The sequence below is a fragment of the Rhodococcus sp. 14-1411-2a genome (assembly GCF_002259485.1).
Lineage (GTDB): Bacteria > Actinomycetota > Actinomycetes > Mycobacteriales > Mycobacteriaceae > Rhodococcoides.
On the sequence record NZ_NPGA01000003.1, the window covers coordinates 1 to 23,121 of the forward strand.

At 63.6% G+C, this 23,121-nt stretch carries 26 protein-coding genes; 13 read left to right on the forward strand and 13 right to left on the reverse strand.

Features of this window, described 5'->3' with window-relative positions:
• The 3 genes from CH291_RS26480 to CH291_RS00085 all read left to right on the forward strand — a co-directional run.
• Positions 1-103, forward strand: a 103-nt coding sequence (locus tag CH291_RS26480; protein ID WP_141215328.1) for a biotin/lipoyl-containing protein, incomplete at its 5' end; no start/stop codon positions are given.
• Between the two features lie 7 nt (positions 104-110).
• Positions 111-530, forward strand: a complete 420-nt coding sequence (locus tag CH291_RS00080) for a DUF1707 SHOCT-like domain-containing protein (protein WP_068051410.1) — start codon at positions 111-113, stop codon at positions 528-530.
• Entirely contained in the window at positions 527-1,213 is a 687-nt protein-coding gene (locus CH291_RS00085; RefSeq protein ID WP_068051412.1) for a haloacid dehalogenase type II, read from the forward strand. Before CH291_RS00080 ends, CH291_RS00085 begins: the two co-directional genes overlap by 4 nt.
• Before the next feature lie 6 nt (positions 1,214-1,219).
• Here CH291_RS00085 and CH291_RS00090 read toward each other — a convergent pair whose 3' ends face one another.
• The 4 genes from CH291_RS00090 to CH291_RS00105 all read right to left on the reverse strand — a co-directional run bounded on the left by CH291_RS00090 (position 1,220) and on the right by CH291_RS00105 (position 3,757).
• Positions 1,220-1,783: an AAA family ATPase gene (locus CH291_RS00090; protein ID WP_256980675.1), complete on the reverse strand. Its 564-nt coding sequence runs from the start codon at positions 1,781-1,783 to the stop codon at positions 1,220-1,222.
• Between the two features lie 70 nt (positions 1,784-1,853).
• On the reverse strand, positions 1,854-2,681 hold the full coding sequence (locus tag CH291_RS00095; RefSeq protein WP_094686412.1) for a hypothetical protein: 828 nt from the start codon (positions 2,679-2,681) through the stop codon (positions 1,854-1,856).
• 27 nt (positions 2,682-2,708) lie between these two features.
• Positions 2,709-3,326 (reverse strand): class I SAM-dependent DNA methyltransferase, encoded by a 618-nt coding sequence (locus CH291_RS00100; RefSeq protein WP_094686490.1) that lies wholly within the window; start codon positions 3,324-3,326, stop codon positions 2,709-2,711.
• Between the two features lie 29 nt (positions 3,327-3,355).
• A complete protein-coding gene (locus CH291_RS00105; RefSeq protein WP_068051419.1) occupies positions 3,356-3,757 on the reverse strand; it encodes a VOC family protein in 402 nt (133 codons plus the stop codon).
• Positions 3,758-3,925: 168 nt separating this feature from the next.
• Here CH291_RS00105 and CH291_RS00110 point away from each other — a divergent pair, with 168 nt between their 5' ends.
• The gene (locus CH291_RS00110) at positions 3,926-4,486 is read left to right on the forward strand and encodes an alpha/beta fold hydrolase (protein WP_094686413.1); all 561 of its coding nucleotides are present in this window, start codon (positions 3,926-3,928) and stop codon (positions 4,484-4,486) included.
• Between the two features lie 39 nt (positions 4,487-4,525).
• Here the strand turns inward: CH291_RS00110 and CH291_RS00115 are convergent, their stop codons facing one another.
• Positions 4,526-5,062, reverse strand: a complete 537-nt coding sequence (locus CH291_RS00115) for a nucleotidyltransferase family protein (RefSeq protein WP_094686491.1) — start codon at positions 5,060-5,062, stop codon at positions 4,526-4,528.
• Positions 5,063-5,237: 175 nt separating this feature from the next.
• Between CH291_RS00115 and uraD (CH291_RS00120) the strand changes: the two genes are divergently transcribed.
• From uraD (CH291_RS00120) to pucL, 4 genes are read left to right on the forward strand one after another with little or no spacing between them, the layout of a single operon-like run.
• On the forward strand, positions 5,238-7,142 hold the full coding sequence (uraD, locus tag CH291_RS00120; RefSeq protein WP_094686414.1) for a 2-oxo-4-hydroxy-4-carboxy-5-ureidoimidazoline decarboxylase: 1,905 nt from the start codon (positions 5,238-5,240) through the stop codon (positions 7,140-7,142).
• 10 nt (positions 7,143-7,152) lie between these two features.
• Positions 7,153-7,656, forward strand: coding sequence for a 2-oxo-4-hydroxy-4-carboxy-5-ureidoimidazoline decarboxylase (gene uraD, locus CH291_RS00125; protein WP_094686415.1), 504 nt, complete (start codon positions 7,153-7,155; stop codon positions 7,654-7,656).
• Positions 7,653-7,979, forward strand: coding sequence for a hydroxyisourate hydrolase (gene uraH / locus CH291_RS00130; RefSeq protein ID WP_094686416.1), 327 nt, complete (start codon positions 7,653-7,655; stop codon positions 7,977-7,979). The genes uraD (CH291_RS00125) and uraH overlap by 4 nt, the downstream gene beginning before the upstream one ends.
• 1 nt (position 7,980) lies before the next feature.
• Positions 7,981-8,901, forward strand: coding sequence for a factor-independent urate hydroxylase (gene pucL / locus CH291_RS00135; RefSeq protein WP_094686417.1), 921 nt, complete (start codon positions 7,981-7,983; stop codon positions 8,899-8,901).
• A 10-nt stretch (positions 8,902-8,911) separates the two neighbouring features.
• On the opposite strand, the gene CH291_RS00140 is transcribed toward pucL, so the two are convergent.
• Together CH291_RS00140 and CH291_RS00145 are read right to left on the reverse strand one after the other, a co-directional pair.
• Positions 8,912-9,544: a DUF2461 domain-containing protein gene (locus CH291_RS00140; RefSeq protein ID WP_094686418.1), complete on the reverse strand. Its 633-nt coding sequence runs from the start codon at positions 9,542-9,544 to the stop codon at positions 8,912-8,914.
• 9 nt (positions 9,545-9,553) lie between these two features.
• Positions 9,554-11,122 (reverse strand): PucR family transcriptional regulator, encoded by a 1,569-nt coding sequence (locus tag CH291_RS00145; RefSeq protein WP_094686419.1) that lies wholly within the window; start codon positions 11,120-11,122, stop codon positions 9,554-9,556.
• Positions 11,123-11,335: 213 nt separating this feature from the next.
• On the opposite strand from CH291_RS00145, the gene CH291_RS00150 reads away from it, so the two are divergent.
• The gene (locus tag CH291_RS00150; protein WP_094686420.1) at positions 11,336-12,148 is read left to right on the forward strand and encodes an FAD binding domain-containing protein; all 813 of its coding nucleotides are present in this window, start codon (positions 11,336-11,338) and stop codon (positions 12,146-12,148) included.
• Positions 12,145-14,859 (forward strand): molybdopterin-dependent oxidoreductase, encoded by a 2,715-nt coding sequence (locus CH291_RS00155; RefSeq protein WP_094686421.1) that lies wholly within the window; start codon positions 12,145-12,147, stop codon positions 14,857-14,859. Before CH291_RS00150 ends, CH291_RS00155 begins: the two co-directional genes overlap by 4 nt.
• On the opposite strand, the gene CH291_RS00160 is transcribed toward CH291_RS00155, so the two are convergent.
• The 3 genes from CH291_RS00160 to CH291_RS00170 all read right to left on the reverse strand — a co-directional run bounded on the left by CH291_RS00160 (position 14,831) and on the right by CH291_RS00170 (position 17,244).
• Positions 14,831-15,268: an Lrp/AsnC family transcriptional regulator gene (locus CH291_RS00160; RefSeq protein ID WP_032376860.1), complete on the reverse strand. Its 438-nt coding sequence runs from the start codon at positions 15,266-15,268 to the stop codon at positions 14,831-14,833. The two genes, CH291_RS00155 and CH291_RS00160, sit on opposite strands and share 29 nt — an antisense overlap.
• Before the next feature lie 81 nt (positions 15,269-15,349).
• A complete protein-coding gene (locus tag CH291_RS00165) occupies positions 15,350-16,060 on the reverse strand; it encodes a CPBP family intramembrane glutamic endopeptidase (RefSeq protein ID WP_068051435.1) in 711 nt (236 codons plus the stop codon).
• Complete coding sequence (locus tag CH291_RS00170; RefSeq protein WP_094686422.1) at positions 16,060-17,244, reverse strand: NAD(P)H-binding protein; 1,185 nt, start codon at positions 17,242-17,244, stop codon at positions 16,060-16,062. Before CH291_RS00170 ends, CH291_RS00165 begins: the two co-directional genes overlap by 1 nt.
• 54 nt (positions 17,245-17,298) lie before the next feature.
• Between CH291_RS00170 and CH291_RS00175 the strand changes: the two genes are divergently transcribed.
• A complete protein-coding gene (locus CH291_RS00175) occupies positions 17,299-17,904 on the forward strand; it encodes a ribulose 1,5-bisphosphate carboxylase large subunit (protein ID WP_094686423.1) in 606 nt (201 codons plus the stop codon).
• Between the two features lie 3 nt (positions 17,905-17,907).
• Here CH291_RS00175 and CH291_RS00180 read toward each other — a convergent pair whose 3' ends face one another.
• Positions 17,908-19,026 (reverse strand): acyl-CoA dehydrogenase family protein, encoded by a 1,119-nt coding sequence (locus CH291_RS00180; RefSeq protein WP_094686424.1) that lies wholly within the window; start codon positions 19,024-19,026, stop codon positions 17,908-17,910.
• 347 nt (positions 19,027-19,373) lie between these two features.
• Here CH291_RS00180 and CH291_RS00185 point away from each other — a divergent pair, with 347 nt between their 5' ends.
• Both CH291_RS00185 and CH291_RS00190 read left to right on the forward strand, forming a co-directional pair.
• Entirely contained in the window at positions 19,374-20,603 is a 1,230-nt protein-coding gene (locus CH291_RS00185; protein ID WP_094686425.1) for an aminotransferase class I/II-fold pyridoxal phosphate-dependent enzyme, read from the forward strand.
• Positions 20,600-22,165, forward strand: coding sequence for an NAD-dependent epimerase/dehydratase family protein (locus tag CH291_RS00190; RefSeq protein WP_094686426.1), 1,566 nt, complete (start codon positions 20,600-20,602; stop codon positions 22,163-22,165). Before CH291_RS00185 ends, CH291_RS00190 begins: the two co-directional genes overlap by 4 nt.
• On the opposite strand, the gene CH291_RS00195 is transcribed toward CH291_RS00190, so the two are convergent.
• Positions 22,149-22,670 (reverse strand): J-domain-containing protein, encoded by a 522-nt coding sequence (locus tag CH291_RS00195; RefSeq protein ID WP_094686427.1) that lies wholly within the window; start codon positions 22,668-22,670, stop codon positions 22,149-22,151. The genes CH291_RS00190 and CH291_RS00195 overlap by 17 nt on opposite strands.
• Before the next feature lie 106 nt (positions 22,671-22,776).
• Positions 22,777-23,028: a modification methylase HgiDII gene (locus CH291_RS00200; RefSeq protein ID WP_068051442.1), complete on the reverse strand. Its 252-nt coding sequence runs from the start codon at positions 23,026-23,028 to the stop codon at positions 22,777-22,779.
• Positions 23,029-23,121: the final 93 nt, after the last annotated feature.

The following is a 23,121-nucleotide window of genomic DNA, read 5'->3' on the forward strand; positions in this document are numbered from 1 at the left end:
GGAAAACCCCGTCAACGCCCACAAAGCAGGCACCATCACCGGCCTGACCGTCACCGCAGGCGACGCCATCACCCAAGGCACCGTCCTCGCAGAGATCAAATGACGTAGCGATGTCCGAGCTTCCGGAGATCCGAATCGGTACGGCTGATCGAGAGAAGGCCCTCGAGGCACTGAGTCTGCACTTCAGTGAGGGTCGGCTGACTGTGCCCGAATTCGACGAGCGCAGCGCCGTCGTTGCTTCGGCGACGACGCGTGGGGAGATCGACAAAGTCTTCGTCGATCTCCCCGCTGCGTCGACGTCGCACACTCCCGCCCAGCTCGGGAAATCTCCGGCACCGACCGAGGGCGGTGCCGGAATCGATTGGCGCGCAGTGGTGATGCCCCTGGTGATCTTCGGTTCACTGGCATTGTTCTTCCTCACCGACTTCGATCAGAAGTGGCTGTTCTTCCTTCTCATCCCATTGGCGGGTGCGCTGCTGTCGGCGGGCGGTCACTCGAAGAGTCCGAAGAAAAAGAAGAGAGATCGTTGAAGGCGCTTCTGTTCGATGTGTTCGGCACAGTGGTCGATTGGCGTACCAGCGTGGCCCGCGAGGTCGAGTCGCTGTGTGGCCCCGACATCGACAGTCATGCGTTCGCCGACCGCTGGCGCAGCCTGTATCAGCCGGCGATGGAACAGGTTCGGTCGGGCAACCGCCCGTTCACCCGGCTCGATGTACTTCATCTCGAGTCACTTCGAGTCGTGTTGTCGGAGTTCGATGTTCAGCTAGACGACAGTGATGTCGCATCCTTGAATCACGCGTGGCATCGATTGGATCCGTGGCCGGATTCGGTTTCTGGGCTCACCCGACTACGTACCGAGTTCATCATCGCGCCGCTCTCCAACGGCAACATCTCGCTGCTGCTCGATATGGCCAAGAATGCCGGACTGCCATGGGACGCAATCCTCGGAGCAGAACCGGTGCGTGCGTACAAGCCCATGCCCGACGCCTATCTACGCACCGCCGACATTCTGGGTCTCGAGCCGAGCGAGTGCATGATGGTCGCCGCACACAACAGTGACCTCGCTGCCGCTGCCGACTGCGGCTTCGCAACGGCATTCGTCGCTCGTCCCCTCGAACACGGGCCGCGTCAGACCACCGACCTCGCCGCGGAATCCGACTGGAATCACAGCGTCGACTCGATCGATTCTCTCGCAACGCAATTGGGCTGCTGACAACAGCTATCGGGTCACAGGAATCAGCTGGTGCGCAATCCACGCGTCCACGTCCCGGTGCGAACGGAAGCGAACAATCGTCAGCTCCGGGCGGCGCACACTCAGTTGCTGCACTCGCTCGGTAGTCGACCGGTAGGTGTTCCATGCCCATCGAACGATGTGGTCGCGGTCGAAGAGGATGCGGTGCAGTGGGGGTTCGATGTTGCCGTTCCACAGCTCGCGCCTACCGAGCCTGCGCCGTAGCGTCCGAACCATCACCTGCCGCATGACTGTTCGGCGCGGTAGGTCCAGCCACAGAAACAAATCGGCTCGATCGGCGAGACGGTCTCGAACGATGTTGTACTGCCACTCGGTGACCCACGACGGGCGCGCGATGAACTCCTCCACCTCGGACTCGAACGTCGCACGCGGCGTCCAATTCGGGCCGTGGAACAAGCTGTCGATCTCGATGTGTTCGATTCCCAGAATCGATCCGAGACGGGCAGACAGCGTCGTTTTCCCGGAACCGGACGTCCCAGCAACGACGATCCTCGAGGGACAGAACACTGCATCGTTCGGTCCGAGAATCACGGAGACGACGCTACCGAATCGCGAGCACCGATGCTGCGTCCAGCGTGCTGTGCCCGACTGATATCGCCCTCTACGGCTGGGCACACAGCGCTACGATCGCCTCCGCCATGTGGTTCACGAACTCTCGACGCGCCGACTCGGTCAGCCGGTCGAGTGAGAGGTACGGGTTCAGGTCTTCGAGCTCGACCAACAGCAGCGTTCCGTCGACGGTGCGGCATGCGTCCACCCGAGTGATTCCGTGGTCGATGTCGTTCCAATCGACGAATCGTTGCGCGAACTCTCGGTCCTGAGCAGTAGTCGAGTACGGCTCCAGGTCCCAACGTCGGTCGGGGTCAGGAGCGTACAAGGCGTATCGAACTGTGTGGCCGATGAAGTAGAACGACACTTCGTACACGAAATCGATTCGCGGCTGAATCAGGCTGCCCGGCTCTACTTGCGATAATTCGGCGCGCCCGGAATGACGCATGCCGATCGAGTCGGCACCCCATTTCGGTTTCACCACATAGGTATTCACCTCGGGTAAGCGCGAGACGTTCCGCGGGTCGTCGACGGTAGGTATGACCGGAAAACCATCTGCGAAAAGATCGACCAGGTACTGCTTGCCTCTCTGGTCGCCTTTGCCGGTCAGCTGGGTGAAAACCTTCGTGCCGTTCTCGCGCGCATGGCGAGCAAACATGTCGAAAGCATCCTGGTACCCCAGCACAGGCCCGGAGTTCCGGATGACGACCACATCGAAGCCGTCCATCAGCGCAAGCGCGTCGAGCGGGTGACAGAGCGCAATGTCGAACCACTCGCGGAGCTGCGACGACAGAAAGATGTCTTCGTCGCAGTAGCGTCGGCCCTTCGACAGATACGCCAGGTCGGTGACGAAGAGAACGCGTGGACGGGGTGCATGCATCGGGCAACTCCTACCGGTCTCGAAACATCACGATGTTCGTTCGCGGGCCAACAGAAATGCCTGCGATGTCGACTCGTATCCCATCGGAGCTCGATGCACGCGGACGTTCACCTCGAAGTTCGCCTCGACGAGCATGCCTGCGACCATGTCGGGGTCGAGTCGGTATGCGTCGTACGAGACCGAGTGTCCGTACGCCTGCTCGAGTCGCACCCGCTCGTTGCCTGCTTGAAATGCCAACAGCAGCAGACCTTCCGGCATCAGCACCCGATGCAATTCGGCAAAGATCTTCGACAATTGGTGCGGAGGCGTGTGGATGATCGAGTACCAGGCAACGATCCCCGCCAGAGAGCTGTCACCCGCGTCCAACGCCTCCATCGACCCGACATCGAATCGCAGGTGCGGATGTTCGCGCCGAGCGACCTCGATCATATTGGGCGACAGATCCATCCCCGCTACGTCGAGGCCGAGGCGGTGCAGCTGCTCGGTGATACGGCCGGAACCACACCCCACCTCCAGAACGTGCCCACTCGGCACCCGGGCTGCGAACGTCGCCAACAATCCGTGCTCGAGATGTCGGCCGTCGAGTTCGTCGCGAACAAGTTCGGCGTAGCTCTCGGCAACGGTGTCGTAGGCGGCCCTCGTCATCGAAACATGCTGTTGCTCGGCCACAGTGGCTACGGTACCGGCTCACCCGGTGTCGGCAGGTACGAGTGCGTCAGCATCTCGAAGAAGTGCCCGGTCGGGTCGCGGAAATACACTCCGCGGCCCCCGTGGTCGGTGTTGACGGTGCCGGGTTCGGTCATCCGGGGGTCGGCCCAGTGTTCGACGCCCTGGTCGACCAGCCTGGCGTAGGCCGCGTCGAACAGATCGTCGCTCACCCGAAATGCGTAGTGCTGGAACTGAATATCATCGAAGGGGGGCTCGGCGAATTGAACGAGAGTGCCGTCGGTGAGCTGTACGTTGACGAACGGCCCCCATGACGGGGCCTCGGGTAAAGCGAACAGGGTGCAAAAGAATTCGGCCGATGCGGCACTGTTCTTTGCAACGATGATGGTGTGATCGAACGAGATGGACATGCGCTGCCTCCTGGGCAGTACGACGCCTCCATGCCTGACGCAGTCCGTCATCGACACGCGACGCTGAGGACGATGCTCGCACGGACCCCGAATCCGAGTCAACCGGTGAATTCACGGCCGCGATTCGGTCTTCTTCGGTGACAGCATTGCCGAGGAGAGGAACCCACTATGGTCGGTCGACTTCTGTTCGTTCACGGTGCCGGCGGATTTTTCGACGACGCACCGCTGGCCAACGGACTTGCACAGGCTTTGCACCTCGATCTGTGCATGCCCGAACTGTCCGACACTGCCATGGGTTTCGAGGACTGGGCCGCGCCGGTTCGGCAGCACCTGGACCGGCTCGGATCGGATGATGCGGTCATTGCGCATTCCTTCGGCGCATCGATCCTCGTCAGGGTCTTGGCAGAACATCGCCGGGAGCGACCCCTGAGAGCCACTCTGTTGGCGATGCCGGACTGGACTCCGCATGGGTGGGATGTCACGGACTACGCGTTCACCACCCAGGAGCCCGAGACCGACCTGACGCTCGTCCACTGCCGGGACGACGACGTGGTTCCCATTTCTCACCTGGCGTTGAACTCGACGGCTCTCCCGTCGGCAAGAGTGATCGAGTTCCCGACCGGTGGTCATCAGTTCGACGGCATGATCGACGTCGTTGCCGCCGAAATACGCGGACGGACGCGTCCCCGCGGGGACGCTTCTACCGGCCCCGATCCTCGTCGTCGATGACGAGGCCGACTCGGCCGAACATGCAGACTGGGCGTCCGCTCACCGATAGTCGTGGTCGATTCCCGTTGCCCATTGCGAACATTCGACGGCGATCACGTCGTCTCTTCCCCGCAGGAAGTCGCGTGCACCGAAGTCCCCCGAGGCCGATGCCACGGCTGCGTCGACGTGTCGACGCGCCAGGACGACCGGATGTCCGGGACGGCCGTCGAACACGGCCCTGGCCAGACCGGTTTCCCGCGCTGCGGCGAGTACTGCCTGCACCACCTCGGGTCCGACGTCCGGCGTGTCTACCACGTGCACGACCGCGTAGTCCGCGTCCGACGCTGCGGTCAGACCGGCCTCGAACGACGCGCTCATTCCTTGTTCCCACTGGGGTGCATAAACAGCGATCACACCGTCGGGCACGGGCGCATCCGCCGCGCCCAGCACCACGACCACGCGATCACAGCCGCCGTCGCGCAATGCCTGCACCGCAGTCCTGAGCCACAGCCCGTCGTGGGCGAGCACTTTGGGCGATCCGTATCGCGTTCCGGCACCGGCGGCCAATACCACTCCGACGGCAAGGTCCGACACGATCGTTCCTTTCACTCTCGGGTGGAGTCTTGGATGTTCGCACAACGTCCACGTCGAGTACGTCCCGAAGTTTGTGCTCGCTCGACTAGCGAGGATAGGCGTGATGACTGATTCTTAGTGCACTTCTCCTGCAGCGTCGCAGGAATCCTGCCCTGTTGCTTCCGCGAGGTGCCCACCCATGTCCGTCAAGCCCACCACACGCAAACGTGTCCATCCTGTCGACGAAGTGCTCCCCGTTCCGAAACTTGCTGCTTACGGGTTCCAACATGTCGTCGCGTTCTATGCAGGCGCCGTCTTGGTGCCGATCATCATCGGCAGCGCGATCGGACTGACCAACGAACAGTTGATCCACCTGATCAATGCGGATCTGTTCACCTGCGGCATCGCATCGATCATCCAATCGGTCGGATTCTGGAAGATCGGTGTCCGCCTGCCGCTCCTGCAGGGCGTGACGTTCGCCGGCGTCTCTCCGGTGATCGCGATCGCGATGGCGAACGGCGGCGGCACCGAGGGGTTGCTGTACGTCTACGGCGCCGTCATCGTCGCCGGTCTCGTCACGTTCTTCATGGCTCCGTACTTCAATAGGCTGCTGCGATTCTTCCCACCGGTGGTCACCGGTACCGTCATCACGATCATCGGTGTGGCGTTGCTGCCGGTGGCGGTCAACGACGCTGTGACCAATCCTGCTACCCACGAACAGGATCCGTCCAACGGACGGTGGATGGCATACGCGATCGGCACCCTGCTGATCATCGTGCTGATCCAACGATTCTTCAAGGGTTTCATGGCGACCATCGCTGTGCTTCTGGGCCTGGTGATCGGTAGCGCCGTGGCGTTCGCTCTGGGAGACATGAACTTCGACGGCACCTCGGAGGCGTCGTGGGTCGGTTTCACACAGCCCTTCCTGTTCGGCGTGCCCAAATTCAGTGTCGTCGCGATCATTTCGATGATCGTGGTCATGCTCATCATCGCCGTCGAAACCACCGGCAGTGTGTACGCGACGGGTGAGATCGTCGGCAAGCGCATCAAGAAGGACGACATCGCAGCGACACTGCGCGCGGACGGCGTGGCCACCGTCATCGGCGGCACGTTCAACTCGTTCCCGTACACGGCCTTCTCGGAGAACGTCGGCCTGGTGCGCCTGACCGGTGTGCGCAGCCGTTGGGTGGTGGCCACGGCAGGCGGCATCATGATTCTGCTGGGTCTGCTGCCCAAGACGGCAGCCGTCGTGGCATCGATCCCGCCGCCGGTGCTCGGCGGAGCCGCGCTCGCCCTGTTCGCGACCGTCGCCGTGGTCGGAATCCAGACTCTGTCGAAGGTGGACTTCACCGATCACCGCAACCTGATCATCGTCGCCACAAGTCTCGGTCTCGCGATGCTCGTGACCATTCAACCGACGGTCTCCGAGGGTGTGCCCGATTGGCTGGAAATGTTGTTCGGCAGTGGCATCGTTCTCGGTGCGGTCTCGGCAATCGTGCTCAACGTCTTGTTCTTCCACATCGGCAATCGCGGGCAGGCCGTCGCCGGTGGTCCGGGTAAGGGCATCACCCTCGACACGGTCAACGAGATGTCCGCCGAGGACTTCGCTGCCACGTTCGGCGGCTTGGTGCAGGGCACTCCGTGGGTGGTCGAACGCGCGTACCAGCAGCGGCCTTTCGCCGATGCGCACGGGTTGCGCGAGGCGTTCCAGGAGGCATTGTTGGCCGGCACCACCGAGGAACAGATCGAGCTGATCAACAGCTATCCCGATCTCGGTAGCGAGGACGCCACCGGCACCCTCAACGCAGCGGACCACGTCGGCTTGTCCAACCTGGAGGAGGACGAGCACGACAACATCGTCCAACTCGCCGCCGAATACCGCGAACACTTCGGCTTCCCTCTGGTGATCTGTGCACGGGAGACGGAGCGTTACGATCGAGTTCTGGCCAACGGGTGGTCACGCGTCGAGAACGCACCGTCGGCGGAGCGGTCGTTCGCGATGATCGAGATCGCCAAGATCGCGAACTACCGGTTCGACGACCTCGTGGCCGACGCCAACCCGATCGCGGCCGCGCGGTTCGGTCGCATCAACGACTTCAGATAGCGAGCGAGATGTGCTGCACGAATGGATAGGGCTCGACGGGTTCAATCGGCTCAGTGATCGGCAAGCGATGCATGCACTCTACGAGTGCTGCGCATCGTCGATCTGGGCCCGTCGAGTCGCCCAGGGTCGCCCCTTCGAAAGTCGAGATCTGCTGTTGGACAGGGCGGATCGAGTACTTGCCGAACTACCCGAGGCCGAGATCGACCATGCACTCGACGGTCATCCACGCATCGGCGGCAAGGCCGACAACCCGTCCTCGAAACGTGAGCAGGCCGCTGTGACGACGGCGGGTACCGAGGTGCGCGAGAAGCTGGCGGCGGGAAACCGTGCGTACGAGGACAAGTTCGGCCATGTGTATCTGGTGTGCGCCACGGGCAGGTCCGCGGAGGACCTGCTCGCTATCCTCGAGGAGAGGCTCGACAACGATGCCGAAACCGAAAGACGGGTGCTCCGCGTGGAACTGGCCAAGATCAACCGAATTCGCCTCGGGCGCATGCTGGGACCAGAGCAGTGACGGGGCTGTCGACCCACGTCCTCGACGCCACCTCGGGGACACCTGCGGTGGGGATGCGGGTGCGGTTGTTCCATCCCGAGAAGGGTGAGATCTCCACCGCCACCACCGATGGCGACGGCCGAATCGGCGAGGTGGTGCCGGGGCCGATCGATCCGGGCGTGTATCGCCTTTCGTTCGACACCGGCGACTATTTCGAGGCGACATCGACACCGAGCTTCTATCCCGAGGTGTCGATCTCGTTCACCGTCACCGATCCCGATGCCCACTATCACGTCCCATTGCTGTTGTCCCCCTTTTCTTATTCGACCTATCGCGGGAGCTGACATGACCGACCTGACCGGAAAGATCGTCCTCGGATCCAATCAGTACGGCAAGGCGGAGAACCGCGTGGTGCGGATCTATCGCGACTCTCCCCGGCACGAGATCCACGACATCAACGTGTCGAGCGCCCTGCGCGGCGACTTCTCGCCCGCGCATCTGGTGGGAGATCAGTCCAACGTGCTTCCCACCGACACCCAGAAGCAGACCGCGTACGCGTACGCGAAGACCAAGGGGTTGCTGCATCTGGAGAGCTACGGCCTCGATCTCGCTCGGCACTTCGTCGACGATGTGGAACCCGTCGACGGGGCCCGCATCGAACTCGAGGAGTACGCCTGGGCTCGCGCGGTGATCGACGGCGTCGAGCACGATCACACGTGGACCCGCAAGGGTGAGGAGATCCGCACGTCGGCGGTGACCGTCGAGGGCAAGGGCGACGCGCAGCAGACGTGGGTGATCAGCGGCTTCAAGGAGATGGTGATTCTCAAGTCCACGGGCTCGGAATTCCACGGTTTCCTCGAGGACGACCTGACTGTTCTCGAACCCACCACCGACCGGGTGATGGCGACATCGCTGACCGCGCAATGGCGATACACCACCACCGACGTCGAGTGGGACGCCGTGTACGCGGGTGTGAAGGCGGCGATGATCGAGCGGTTCGCCAATCTGCAGTCACTGGCCCTCCAGCAGACTCTGTACGCCATGGGCGAGGCGGTGCTGGAGAAGTATCCGTTCATCGCAGAGATCACGATGTCCGCACCGAACAAGCATCACTTCGTCTACGACCTGGGCAGGTTCGGCATCGAGAACAATCTCGAGGTGTTCAACGCGGACGATCGGCCGTACGGTCTGATTCAGGCAACCGTCGAGCGCGAGGATGCCCCGGACGCCGGAAGTGCCTGGCGGACATACTCTGTCGTCGGATAGAGCGCTGAGCTCACGTGTGCAGCGCCGCAGTCCACTCCACCAACGGGGTCAGGGCTCGCCAGGCATCGCGCACCTTCGTCGCGGCCTTGGGTGTCTCCAGCCACGCGGGTGAGCCGAAATGCTTGCCCGCGGTGAGTGACTTGTGGCGCAACAGGTCGATGCGCGGGTGGTCGAGCTCGTATCCCCGCGGCTTGGTCTTGAGCTTGTCGCCGCCGATCTCGTATCCGGCCTTGGTCAGCGTCGCCAGAACTCGCTCGAGTTCGGCACCGCGGACGTCGTCGTCGACGGTGCGGCGGTAGCGGGCAACACCCTCGGTCGAGGAGTTGTAGAAGCCACCTGCGACGAACAAACCCGCGGGGTCGATCTGGACGTAGAAGCCCAGACTGTCTCCACGAGCGACGAATCCACCCTGATGGGTCTTGTACGGGGTCTTGTCCTTCGAGAAGCGAACGTCACGGTAGGGGCGGAAGACCTTGGCAGTACCGAACTCCGGTTCTAGTGTCGCGAGCAACGCGGTCATCGGCCCCTTGACCGCACTGTCGTAGACCTCCTTGTGCTCGCTCCACCAGAGCTTGCTGTTGTCGGCTTCGAGGTCCTCGTAGAAGTCCAGGGCAGCGAAGGGTATTCCGGTGAAGCCAGTCATTCCTCGATCCTATGCGGCCCCGGTGGCCGACGAAGGAGGGATGGATTGAAGCGCGAGGTAGACATCGAGCCGGTCCGAGGTGGAATTCAGATCCCGGCCCAGCAACTCCTCCACTCGCTTGATTCGGTACCGCACGGTGTTGAGGTGGACGTGCAACGACTCGGCCGTCCGGTTCCACGATCCACCGGTCGCCAGGAATTCGCGGAGGGTGTCGGTCAGACCGGCATCGGTGCGCCGGTCGTAGTCGAGCAGTGGAGCGAGTACGTGTTCGACGAACGACCGACGCACGTCGTCCGGCAGAGCCGAGAGCATCGACACCGCCGAGGTCAGTTGCGCACCCGCGGTGACGGTCACCGGGCTTGACCCTTGTCTGCTGACTTCCAGTGCGTGCCGGGCCGACCGAAGCGCGCCGTCGATGGTGATGCCGGTTGCCTCGGAGCTGACCCCCACGAGCAGACGGCTGTGCCCGATGCCGGAACCCAAGCGAGTCAATCGAGTTCGCAGTGTCTGTGTGAAATTCGGATCATCGGTGTTCACGACAGCGACGATGTCCCCGTGCGTGCTGCACCCGACACAACCCCCACCGAAGGAGGTCAGTGTGTCGCTGAGAACCGTACGCAGCATCTCGCGCAGGTCGATCCGTCCGCTGTGGACGACCCTGACGACGACCAGCGAGCGGTCCGGGTCGACTCCAGCCTGGCGCAGCCGCGTCAGGGCTTCGGGTCTGGTGCTGTCGGCCTCGATCAACGCCACTGCCTGGTCGGCGATTTCGCGTCGGACCAGTCGCCCCTCCTCGCGTCGAGCACGATCGAGCGCGGCGATGGCCGCGAGCTGGCCGAACGCATCGGCGATGGCAGGTGGGAACCTCGCCATGTCTCCCGCCACCGCGAGGAACCATCGGGTGGTCCGCTGCGCGAGCGCAGGCCCGACACCGAAGATGCTGTACACACCTCCGTCACTGAGAGTGGTTGTCGTGGGCAGCCTTTCGGAGGACAGCGCAGCGTGCGTCAGAGTATCGACGTCGGCATCGGAGAACGCCGAGACCTCGGCCACCAGCCGGCGTCCGGTCGCCGTGAAGATCAGACACGCCATCCCGGTTTCCCTCGAGGTGTGCAGCGCCAACTCGTCGAGCGCTCTGCCGTCTGCGATCGCGGTGAGCAGCTGGCGTTGCCGGACGAGCGAGGTGTTCAGCGAGGCTATGCGATCTCCGGTGACACGGCCGACGAGAAACTCCGTCACCTCGCCGAACGAGACGGACTCGGGTACCGCCAGCAGGGGCAGTCCGTGCCGCTCGCATGCGTCGACCAGGTCCGGTGGAATGTGACCGAGCAGCCCTTCACCGGCGGCCAGTGCCGAGGCCCCTGATTCGGCGACGGCCCTGACGAACATCTCACTGTCCGCGGGCGTTCGATGCCATACGAGACCGGTGATGACCAGCTCGCCGCCCGCGATGTAGCGCGACGGATCGGGCAGATCGGTCGTGTAGGTCCAACGCAGCGTGCGGCCGAGGGCGTCGGTATCGGAGGTGAGCAATCGAATGCCGAGCTGCGTGGCGTCGAGCAAGTCCTTGACCTGCACTGCTGTTCCTCCCCCGGCCCTCGCTGAGCGTGCTCGAAACAGCTGAGCTCGTAGGAAAAACAGTATGTGTGGGTTGTTTCGTGCGAGTTTCGGGCGTATCGCCGAACGACCGAAGATCGGTAACAGATACTCACTACAGTTCGAAGGGACACATCGGGTGTTGGATCTGTCGGGGTGGTGGATCTGCCGGCGAGAACGAGGTGAACGAAGGCCATGGATCTCGGCACTGTCGACGACATTCTGCTTCCCGGCTCCCGCGCGGACCTTCCGCCCGGACGCACGGACACCGCTGTCCTTGCCGGCGGTACCTGGCTGTTCTCCGAGAAGCAGGACCACCTGGCCACCCTCGTCGATGTCACCGCCTTGGGCTGGGAGCCGTTGACCGTCACCGAGACCGGGCTCGAGATCGCTGCCACCTGCACCATCGAGACCTTGGCGCGCTACTCCTCTCCTTGGCCGGCCACCGCATTGTTCCCCCGCTGCGCAGCAGCATTGTTGGCCTCGTTCAAGATCTGGAAGACCGCCACCGTCGGCGGCAACATCGCGCTGGCCCTGCCTGCCGGAGCAATGATCTCGTTGACCGCCGCTCTCGACGGTGTCGGGCAGGTGTGGTCGGGTGATGGGCCCGATCACGACTACCGCATCGCGATCGCGGATCTGGTCACGGGCCCGCACGAAAACGCCCTTCGACCGGGAGACGTGCTGCGCAGCATCGATATCCCGCTGCACGCGCTCCAGTCCAGAACGGCGATGCGCAAGCTCGCACTGTCACCGCTCGGGCGATCGGCCGCCGTGGTGATCGGGCGGGTCGACGACGACGGCGAATTCGTTCTGACCGTCAGCGCGTCGACCGTCCGTCCGTTCGTTCTGCGTTTCCCCGGCCTGCCGACGGCGGGCGAACTCGACGACGCGCTCGCCGCCACCATCGGTCCCCAGCACTGGTACGACGACCCCCACGGGGCTCCGGACTGGCGTCGACACATCAGTTGCACTGCAGCGCAGCAGATTCGCGAGGAGTTGTCATGATCGTAGACATCAACGGTGTGCCGACCGATGTCACTCCGCGGCCCGGTCAGTGCCTGCGCACCCTGCTCCGTGAACACGACCACTTCGAGGTGAAGAAAGGGTGCGACGCAGGCGACTGCGGCGCATGCTCGGTGCTCGTCGACGGCGAACCGGTGCACTCGTGCATCTTCCCCGCGTTTCGTGCCGCCGACCGGTCCGTCACCACCGTCGCGGGACTCGGTACACCGGACGACCTCCATCCGATGCAGAGCCGATTCGTCGAAGCCGCCGGTTTTCAGTGCGGATTCTGCACTGCAGGAATGGTCGTCACCGCCTCGACGCTGACCGAGGAAGATCTGGACGAGCTTCCCGAACGGCTGAAGGGAAACCTGTGTCGCTGCACCGGGTATCGCGCCGTGTCCGACGCCGTCTGCGGTGTGGTCAACACCGAGAAGTCCGTCGACGGTCCGGCGTGTGGACGGTCGCTCGCGGCACCCGCCAGCACGCGCATCGTCACCGGAACCGAGCCCTACACACTCGACCACACCCCTGCCGGGTTGCTGCACGCCAGTGTTCTCGGAAGTCCACACGCGCATGCCCGGATCGTCTCCGTCGATACCACCGCGGCAGAGCAGGTGCCGGGGGTGCACCTGATTCTGACTGCGAAAGACAGTCCGGCGACGGCATTCTCGACGGCCCGCCACGACCGCCGCGTCGACGATCCGGACGACACCCATGTTCTCGATACCGTCGTGCGCTTCATCGGCCAGCGAGTGGCGATCGTGGTCGCAGAATCGGTTGCGGCGGCCGAAGAAGGGTGCCGCGCTCTTGTCGTCGAGTACGACGTGCTGCCGGCAGTGTTCGATCCGGAGTCCTCGCTCGCAGCCGATGCGCCGAAGATCCACGGCGACAAGGACTCCACGGCGCGAATCGCGGATCCGTCTCGCAATCTGGTGGCCGAGCTGCACGGCAGTACCGGGGACATCGACGCTGCCGTTCGCGACGCGGCGGCGGTGGTCACCGGCCGCTGGACCACTCAGCGGATTCAGCACGTGCACCTGGAAACCCACGGCACCATCGGCTGGTTGGACGAGACCGGAAAACTGAATCTGCGCACCAGCACTCAGGTTCCCTTTCTGGTGCGCGACGAGATCTGCGAGATCTTCGGTTTGGCACGCGATCGTGTTCGCGTGTTCACCGCGCGCGTCGGCGGCGGATTCGGCGGCAAGCAGGAGTTGCTCACCGAGGACGTGGTGGCACTGGCGGTACTGCGTACCGGTCGGCCGGTGCAGTTCGAGTTCACGCGCACGGACGAGTTCACCGTGGCACCGTGCCGCCATCCGTTCCGCGTCGATGTCACGGCCGCCGCGAGCGCCGACGGCACGCTGACCGCCCTGGCGATCGACGTTCTCACCGACGCCGGTGCCTACGGGAACCACAGTGCCGGTGTGATGTTCCACGGCTGCGGCGAGTCGGTGGCGATCTACCGGTGCGCCAACAAACGGGTCGACGCAAAGACCGTTTACACCAACAACATCCCGTCCGGAGCTTTCCGAGGCTACGGTTTGGGACAGGTGATGTTCGCGATCGAATCGGCGATGGACGATCTGGCGCGAGAGATCGACGTCGATCCGTTCGAGTTTCGCAGACGCAACGTGATCGTCCCCGGCGACGACATCGTCGCCGCCCACCATGAGGGCGACGACCTGCAGTTCGGCAGCTACGGCCTCGATCAGTGCATCGACCTTGCCGAAGCCGCTCTGCGACGAGGCAACGGCGAGCACGCACCGGCGGGCTGGAAGGTGGGCGAAGGAATGGCGGTGGCCATGATCGCGACCATTCCCCCGCGCGGCCACCGCGCCGAGACCTCGGTGGCACTGCTACCCGAGGGGCGGTACGAGATACGCGTCGGGACTGCGGAATTCGGCAACGGAACCACCACCGTCCACACTCAGATCGCGGCGAGCGAACTGGGCACGTCCGTCGACCGCATCGGAGTCGATCAATCCGACACCGACTCGGTCACCTACGACACGGGCGCATTCGGTTCGGCGGGCACCGTGGTGGCAGGCAAGGCCCTCTATGCGGCGGTTCGCGCGATGTCGGCTCGGATCCTGGATCTGGCCGCCACCGCGACCGGACACCGAAATTCGGACTGCACACTCGGACCGGAGGGCGTGCGCTGCGGAGATCGCTTCGTCACCCTCGACGACATTCTGGCGATGGCGGGAGGCACCCTCGTCACCGCAGGCAACAGTGGCGGGCTGCCGCGTTCGCTCGCGTTCAACGTGCACGCGTTCCGAGTGGCGGTGCACGAGGACACCGGCACCGTGAAAATACTGCAGTCGGTGCAGAGCGCGGACGCCGGAACCGTGATGAACCCGCAACAGTGCCGTGGTCAGGTCGAGGGCGGCGTCGCACAGGCGATCGGTAGCGCACTGTACGAGGAGATCCGCACCGACGGTGCCGGTCTGGTCACCACCGATTCGATTCGTAGCTACCACGTTCCGCAGTTCGCGGACATTCCTCGCACGGAGGTCTTGTTCGCCGACACCTACGACCGGCTGGGCCCATTCGGCGCGAAGTCGATGAGCGAGTCTCCGTACAACCCCGTGGCACCGGCTTTGGCCAACGCCATTCGCGACGCCGTCGGTGCCCGACTGTACGACCTACCCATGTCGTCGGACCGCGTCTGGCGGGCGGTCAGCGGTCGTAGAACGTCTGCAGAATGATCGTGCTGCGCGTCTGCACGTTGGCGGTTGCCCGGATCTCCTGCAGCAAGCGTTCGAGCGCCCTCGGCGATTCGACTCGCACCAGCAGAACGTAGCTTTCCTCACCGGCAACCGAGTGACACGACTCGATGGCCGACAGATGCTTCAACCTGGCGGGGGCATCGTCCGGTTGGGCCGGATCGATCGGAGTGATGGCAACGAATGCCGACAGCGGACGGCCGAGGGCCTCCGGATCGACCTGGGCCGTGTATCCACGGATGACGCGCCTGGACTCGAGCCGTCGAACCCTCGATTGAACGGCCGAGACGGACAGGGAAGCCTTTTCCGCCAACGTCGCCAAAGTAGCGCGTCCGTCGGAGACAAGCTCGTCGATGATCAAGCGATCGACGCGATCGAGATTTTCACTCACCTGCGCAATGTAGCCCAGATCCGAGACGAATCAGCGGCCACATCCGTTTCTGCTGGTCGAATCGGTGCTTGTGCCTCTTTTTCACAGGAACAGAGGGGGTAGGGCGAGGACCATGACCGCCGACCAACTGACGTGCGTGAGAATCGGTGCCAGGATGCCACCGGACGCACGCCTCTGCAGACCCATCACGTAACCGAGTAGGACAGCCGCGAATCCCAGCATCGGATTGCCGGATGCGAGGGTGGCAATCGCGTAGATGACGGTGGAGATGATGACCGGATGCTTGACCCCGATGGCCGAGTACAGGGCTCCCCTGAAGAAGATCTCCTCGGCGACGCCGTTGAGCAGCGCGATGAAGACGATCAGAACCAGTGACCCCACCCGGGCGTGTGCGAGCACGTTCTCGGTGAAGTCGGCCAGCGGCGGAATCTGCCGAACCACGAGTCCGCCGAGCAAGAAGACTCCGCCCACGGCGAGTCCGATCAGGATGGGGGTGACGATCGGCCGTCTGATCGACCCGCCGACCTGGATACGGCCCAGGTGCAGTGGCCCGGACGCAAATCCACCGATCGTCCAGACTGCGGCAAGCACCAGCGTCAGCGCATAGAACGTCGGGTCACCCGGCTCCGTCTTGAGCGAGAAGTACAGCACCGTCGCGCCGATCACCAAGGTGATCATCACGACGATTCGGCGCTTGCGAAACGCTGCGTCGGACTGTCGGTGATCGCGCTCGACCGGATCGACCAGAGCGGACTTCATCACGTTGAGCGCGGTCGTGGACCACGTTCCCATCACGCCTCCTCGGTATCGGTCAGTCGGCGTACGGCCGACCTCGCGCGTCGATTCACGTCGGCTATCACGTCGAGATTGGTGCGCACCGCTGCCGCGACGGGCTTGGCGTACAGCAGTCGACGCCCGCCGAGGGCTTCGATCAACCCCCAGGTGCGGTCCGAGGATGCCGCGACACCGCGACGTCTGATCCCCAGAGCGTCACCGCCGCTCCAGGCCGCGTCGGTGCGCGCGAGCCGAAGCGGATCCTTCAGCGCACACACACCGGGAGGGTCACCGACCATTCCCCGCACACTACGGGCCATGGCGTCGGCAATCGTGGTGAGACCTCGGGGAGGGTCCGGCACGAGTTCACGAATCCGACTCTCCGACGTCGTCATCGTGTTGTGCAGCGACCCGACGAGGTCTTCGGCGAGTCCCGCGGGAACCGGAATGATCTTTCCGATGACCTTGCCTGCGAGCGAGGTCGGCACCAGCGGCACCGGAACGCCGATGCGCTGGAGGCCGGCAGCTTCGACGTACGCGAACACCAGATCTCGATACGGCACCACATCCGGCCCACCGATGTCGTAGGAACCCGCTGGGACTGCATCGGTGTCGGCGCTTGCGAGCAGATAGTGCAGAACGTCGTCCACGGCAATGGGCTGCACGGGCTCGGCGAGCCAACTCGGCAGCGGCAGCACCGGCAAGCGGTCGGCGAGGTAGCGCAACATCTCGTACGACGTCGAACCTGCACCCAGGACGATGGCCGCTCTGAGCCAGACCAGCTCGACGCCGTCCACCGTCAGAGCCTCGCCGACGTCCGCCCGGCTCGCGAGGTGCTCCGACAGCTGGTCGTCATCGGGTACGAAACCACCGAGGTAGACGATTCGGTGTACTCCCGCCCGCGCCGCCGCCGCGGCGAACTGCTCGGCAGACCGCCGGTCCTGCGCGCGGTAATCGGACTCGCCGATGGCATGCACGAGGTAATAGGCCACGTCGATGTCGCCGGACTGCGCGAACGCGGCAGCGCAGGACTGCTCGTCGGTGACATCGAGCGAGACTGCGGTGACGGAGTCGAAGAAGTCGAAGGTCCGCAGGTTGTCCGGCGTTCGGGAGCCGACGACGACCTCGAACTCGTCGGCCAGCAGAGCTGCCACCAACCGCGACCCGATGTACCCGCTGGCACCGGTGACGAGAGCTCTCATGCTTCGAGGCTAACGGCACTCGGGGCGTTGTGTCGGTGTGGCATTGTCGCTCCTATGGCTCTGGTCTTGGCAGGTGTGGTTCTCCCCGATCCCCTCGGTACCGAAACTGTGCTCCGGCGAGGAGTCGCGGTCGCTCGGGCCGGTGCGGGCTGGATGCTCACCACGACCGCTTTCGCGCTTACCCTGCCCGGCCGAATCGAAGCACTGCTGACGCGCATTGAGATGTTGATGACACGTATCGATCACGTGATCGACTCCGCCGACGCCGTGGTCGCCAGCGTGCAGCGGACAACCGGGGCCGCGGACGAGGTGGTCGCGTCGGCGTCGGTCGCCTCACACACCGCGCTGGAGCTGATCGAGTTGTTCGATCCCATCGCCAAGAAGTCCGAGCCCATGGCCCGCAAGTTCGTCGACAACCTGTCCGAGGAGGAAGTCGACGCCGCGATCGCGATGGTCGATCAGCTCCCCGGACTCCTCGATCACATGGAAGCGCTGCTTCCCATTCTCGCCACCCTCGACACGGTGTCCCCCGAGATTCACGAACTCCTCGGAGTCACCAAGGACGTTCGGCGCGCGGTCATCGGCATTCCGGGATTCAAGTTCTTCCGCAATCGCGGTGAGGACAAGCTGGCCGACGAGGAACGAGACGCCGAAAAGTAACTGCTACTTGACGAAGGCGAAGTCTTCACCCGCATGGAAGCGGGCGAGGGTCTCCGAAATCGATCGCCGTGACGGCGGGTGGAAAGCGAAGGCATGCAATGCCGCTGCGACGTAAGCGATTTCGGGCGACTTGATGAATCCGATTCCGCCCAGTGACTCGATCGAAGCGGAACTGCTCCGCACCAGAGCGTCGCGAATGGCGATGCGGTTGAACAACAACCTCACCGAGATATCTTGTCCGCGTTCACCTTCGTCGAAAGCGCGGGCCACGTTCTCGATGGCCGCCATGGATGTCTCCAGTTCTGCCGCCGCTCGAACGTAGCCCTCGTGATCGCCCTTGTCCTGCTCGATCATGCGCTCGAGCAGGGACGTCGCTGCACCGATGTAGTTCGCGGAGATCAACATGCCGAACCACAGGTAACCGGTCATCTCGTGCACGCCATCGGGATCGTCATCTTTGTTGGGCAGAACCAGACTCGCGGGCACTTCGACATCTTCGAGCAGGACTTCTTCGCTTTGCGCGCCGGCCAGAATGTCGGTGGTCCAGAACGGCTTCACGCTCATACCGGGGAGGCTGGCCGGAATCAGAGCGACGGCGCGGTCACCGGAGTCGATCTCGACACTGCACGTCAACAGATCCATGGATCGTGCCAGGCTGCACGGCTTCTTGCTGCCGTTGACGATGTAGTTGTCGCCCTTCTTGACGGCGGTCATCGTCGGAATGAACACACTGCCGCCGGTGACACCCTCGGAGAATCCAGAAGCAACGATCGCCTTCTGCTCGACCAATCCCTTGATCAACGCGCGATCGTCCTCGGTGGCACCGCGAGCGAACTCCGTCAGCGAGGCGAGCGAGAGATGATGCATCGTCGTTCCGGCACCGAGAGAGGGCGAGCGAGACCCGATGGCCCGTTGTGCGCGGACCGCATCGATGGCCGGAGCACCGAGGCCGCCCAGCTCGGCCGGGACCACCAAACCGGTGCCGCCGAATTCGCGAAACTTGTCGATCGCGTCCGAATCGCGCGCCTCGAGTCGGTCCAGCGGGGTTGTGTCCAAATAGTGCAACAAACCCGGCATGTACTTCTCGAGGGTTTCCCTCTCCCGCACCATCAATCCAGTCACTGTTCGTCTCCTTGTGTCACTTGTTGATTTCGTACCAGTTTTTGATCACGGCAATTCGGACTTGAATTTACAAGCATTCCGAAGGTGGCACTGGGTGAATTTCTCCAGTTCATCAACGGTACCCGACGTTTCGAGAATGGAAACATAAAAGTTTTCGTAAAGCTTTCCTGAGAAAAGAACTTTGATTATCTTATTGCGACCGTATCCGACGCAATCCTCGATCCATGGGTGCATCGGTTCACAGAAATATTCTTTCCATCAATACCCATCGCTATCCGGTACAGCTCCGAATGAACGAGAAATTGGCGAACATTCTATTTCAACTCTGTGAGGAGTTCTGGTCGATAATGGCTGTCAACAGATTGATGAAGAGACTCGGCGGCGACGAGCGCGTGGACTTGCTGCGGGCCGTTCGGGAAGCCGATGTGGCTCCGTACTTCCGCAGGATGGAGTCCGCCGTGGCACCGGTCGTCCGAGTCGAGGGCAGAGACAAGCTCATGCTCGGCTCCAACAACTATCTCGGAATCGCCGACCACCCTAAGGTAGTGGAAGGAGCCCAACATGCGTTGGACACCTTCGGAAGCGCGGTGACCGGTAGTCGGCTGCTCAACGGCACGATGGACCTGCATCTCGAGCTGGAGAACGAAGTTGCCCAGTGGCACGGAACCGACGACGCGTTGGTCTTCACCACCGGGTACCAGACCAACCTCGGAACCATCAGTGCAATCGTCGGACCCGGCGACACCGTCGTCGTCGACTCGGCGGCACATGCATCCATTCGCGACGGCAGCGCCCTCTCCGGCGCGTCGGTGGTCAAGTTCAAGCACAACGACATGGCCGACCTCGAAGCCAAACTTCAGCAGCCCGTAGTCGACGACGGAGCCGTGCTGGTCATCGTCGACGGCCTGTATTCCATGGAGGGCGATCTCGCACCGCTCGACGTGGTCTCCGAGCTGTGTATCCGCTATCACGCTGCGTTGATGGTCGACGAAGCCCACAGCCTCGGCATCTACGGACCCGAACTCACCGGAGCCGCCGAGCTGTTCGGCATCACCAAGGACGTCGACGTCACGATGGCATCGCTGTCGAAGAGCCCCAGCTCCACCGGCGGGTTCGTCACCGGGTCGAGCGACTTGATCGACACCCTCCGGGTCAAGGCCCGTGCCTTCCTGTTCACGACCTCCGGCGTGCCTGCCGCAGTGGGTGCCGCGTTGGCATCCGTGCGCCTGATCCGAAGCGACGAGGGGAAAGATCGAGCGCGGCGCGTACTCGACAATGCCGAGATCCTGCGCGGCGGATTGCAGTCGGCAGGGCTCGACGTGGCAGGCCGCTCCGCCACCCCGTACGGAGACACCGCCTCCCCCATCGTCTCTCTCCACGTCGGCGACGATCTCGTAGCCATGAACCTGTGGAAGAACCTGTACGACCGTGGCATCTTCACCAGCGCCGCTTTGCATCCCGCCGTGCCCAAGTCCGGTGCACTGCTTCGCTTGTGCGTGATGGCCACGCACACCGAGCAGCAGCTGGCGACCGCCACGGAGCAGATCATCGAGGCCGTGGCAGGGCTGCCCGAATGAGTGAGCACACCCGTGGCCTGCGCGTTGCAGTCACCGGGGCAACGAGTGATTTCGCGGCGGCGATACTACCGCGGTTGTTCGAGGATCCCGAGGTGGATTCGGTAGTCGGCATATCTCGTCGCCCAGCTCGACTCGAACACCCCAAATTCTCCTCACTTCGGTCCGATATCAGGTCACCGGACCTCGAGGAGATTTTCACCGGCTGCGACGTTGTCGTGCATCTCGCGTTCGTGGTCGAGGAGCTCAAGGACAAGGCCGAGACTCACGACATCAACCTCCGGGGCTCACGCAACGTCATCGATTCGGCGTATCGAGCGGGCGTGGCACGAGTGGTGATTGCGTCGAGCATCAACGCATACGGTGCCGACATCGCTCCCGAGCCGCTCACCGAGAACAGCTATCCCGCAGGCGATCCCAACCGTTATTACTTCTACGACAAGGCCGAGGTCGAACATTACGCGGAGTGGTGGCTCCGTAGACACCCCGGCGAGATGACCATCTCCATGTTGCGGTGTACGTACATCGTCGGACCCGACTTCGCCAACGACGGAATCGACCAGTTCACCGGGCCGATCGGTGCATTCCCGGAGGCGGATCGGGCGTCGTATCAATTCCTGCACCAGGACGATATGGCCGACGCCTTCCACCGCGCAGTCAAGACCGATCTCATCGGCCCGTACAACCTCGGTCCGGTGGACTGGGTCGGTGTGCGCGAACTGGCTGCGATGCAGGGACAGTTGATGTTCGACGTACCGCAGAAAGCCGCAACCCACGTCGCGAATGTCGCGTTCAGACTCGGCCTGACACCCTTCTCCGGGCAGTGGGTCACACCCGGGGAGCCCATCGTCGATTCCTCGGCTCTCGGCCGAGCCACCGGCTGGGCACCGACGCTCACGGCACACGAGAGTGCAGCGATGATGATTCTGCTGCAAGGCAAGTCGCTCCTGCGACGTGGCGACGCCCTGGCACGTGGCATTGCCTGCGAAGCGGCACTGCGCCCGGCATCGGAGGCTGTCGGACTGAGCCGAGCGGACGTTGCCGCACTGCAGGTGGAACATCGACAGCTCGATACCGGCCGCGGAAGCGTGCACGTCGAGATCCATCGAGCATCCGTCGGAACCGGAGAGTCGGTGGTACTCGTCGCCGACGCCGGTCTGCATGCACGCTATCTCACGTCGTTGGCCTCGGACGTCGCTGCCGGGGGCGTCCATGCTGTGGTGCTCGATCTACCCGGGCACGGCTTGAGCACCGGTCCACGCGGTCGATCGTCGGCGGCGCAGACCACCGAGGCCGTGGATGCAGCACTACGGTTCGCGCGAGTCGAGCTCGATACCGCGCCGATCACCGTACGCAGCGGAACCCGTCATGCGGCGGACACTCTGGTCAGCGGGATTCTGAGGCGGGCCACCGGCTGGAAGACGATGGAAGAACCGACCCGGCCCGACGGGCTGCTGCCATCGAAGATTCGGGTCGACGGAACATCCGGCATTCCGTTCGTGTCGACGGCCGCCGATGCGCTGGCCCTGCGCACGACGACGACGGGACTCAGCGCCGCCAGGTGAGTGTCCGACGGACGCGCGCCCACCACGATGCTCCAGCTGTATCGGACGCTGCAACCAGGGGTTCGGCCGACTGCGAGCGATGCTCGCGCTCCAGTCGGTCGACCTCCGCGCGGTTGATCCGCCAGCTCTCCATCCAGTTCTCGACGTCCACCGGGCCGAGCGGCACGATCGGCGGCGTCGGGAACCGAATCCAGTCGACGATGCGAGCGTTCAACTCGTCCAACACCTCTCGTGCCGAATCCTCGCGCCGAATGCCGATCAATGTCGACGGCAGCCGCTCGATCTCCTTGCGCAGCTGCAATGCAGTGGGCAGCAAGGCGTCGGCGGGCAGGTTCTCCCGTTTCAGGTAGCCCCGCACCCACCACAGCTCGTCGCCGGGATCGCCGACCGGGATCGGCTTGCCGGTGCCCTCCAGGCCCTCGAACGCACCGTTGTCCTGCGCCTCGCGAATCTGCTTGTCCACCCAGGACTCGAACGTGACTCCTGGTTTCTTGCGTTCGGTCACCCCGTCGACTGTAGATCCGGTGCCGGGCTCCGCGCCACGGCTGCGAACACGACGAAGCCCCGACCCACGTAGGCGGGCCGGGGCCGGTGTCGCGCAGCGGTGCTGGTCAGCCGTACTCGGCGACCAGTCGATCGAATTCCTCGCGGTCGATGACCTGGGGCTCGTTGATGGCGAGAGCCTGCGCGTATTTGCTCGCCAGGTGGTAGTCGCGGCCGAGTGGCCCGTGCTCGGCATCGTCCTCGTCGGACTGGATGCTCGCGCCCGGAGGCACCTCGTTCTGCAGGCCGTTGGTCTTGCTGCCGAGCAGAGCGTCGAGTTTCGCGGAAATCTTCTGCATGATCTCTTGGTCGTCGGTCATGGGGGCGGTGTACCCGAATCGCTCGAATCGACACCGCCGCACGCTCGGGGAACGGCGTGAGGGTTATCTGTCGGTGCCCGGGGGCATGATGAT